1 protein-coding gene is annotated in these 1,060 nt (G+C 67.7%); it reads right to left on the bottom strand.

The window, feature by feature from the left end; genetic code table 11:
• Positions 1-967: IS481 family transposase (locus tag NHG27_RS18960; protein ID WP_497017357.1), on the bottom strand; the 967-nt coding region annotated here is incomplete at its 3' end.
• Between the last annotated feature and the right edge of the window lie 93 nt (positions 968-1,060).

Here is a 1,060-nt window from a genome sequence, read left to right as displayed (position 1 = left end):
TGTACTGACCCGTTGCGTTGTTGATTCGGTCGATGGGTCGTAGGCCGCCGATGCCGAGGTGGGGTCGTTCCAGGTTGTAGTGGTTGAGCCAGGTAGGCAAGGCGGCGGCGCGGTCGGCGTTGGATGACCAGATCCGGGAGTAGGCCCACTCGGTGGCCAGGGTGCGGTTGAGGCGCTCGACCTTCCCGTTGGTCCAGGGGCAGTGCGGCTTGATGAATTTCTGCACCGCACCGAGGTCGGTGACGGCTTGCTGGAACGCGCGGGAGTGGCGGTAGGCGAACGCGTTGTCGCTGATCACTCGTTCGATCTTGATGCCATGGGCGGAGTAGAACGCTGCCGCGCGGGCCAGGAACCTGGCCGCGGTGGCGCCTTTCTCATCGGCGTGGATCTCGACATAGGCAAGCCGGGAGTGGTCGTCAATCGCGGCGTGCACGTAGTCGTAGCCGATCCCGCGACCTCGGACCTTTTCCGAGCGGCCGTGCGCGCGCCAGCCACCGCCGTCCGGGATGCGCCCGAGCTTCTTGACGTCCACGTGGATCAACGACCCGGGGTAGGGGTGCTCGTAGCGGTTCGCGGAGCGTCTGGTGGCGCGGATGACTTGCCCGGTGACCGGGTCGCACTCAGCCAAGCGCGGGGTGTGGTGACGGGCCAGGACACGGCCCACGGTCGAGGCCGGAACCCCGACCACCCTGGCGATCGTGAGTGGGCCACGACGGGTCAGCATCCGCGCGATCCGTACCCGGGTCTCGACACAGGCCGGGGTCCGGCGCGGATGAGAGCGCGCCACGCTCGACCGGTCGACCAACCCCGCCCGACCTTCGACCTGGAAGCGGCGCCACCACCGCCACGCCGTCGTGCGCGAGACACCCATCTCCGCCGCGACATGCGCGACCGGGCGCCCGGTCGCGATACGGCGAACCATGATCAACCTACCCGCCGGCGTCAGCCGGGCGTTAGCGTGGGACACGAGAGACCTCCGTTGGTCAGAGCCGGGTTCCTAGACAGCTCCCACTCGACACGGAGGTCTCTCTTCACGTCAACAACGGTCCTGGTCAGTACA

The organism is Oerskovia sp. 140933 (genome assembly GCF_059651515.1).
Note: the sequence above shows the minus strand (reverse complement) of the source record. Positions and strands in the feature narration are given on the sequence as shown.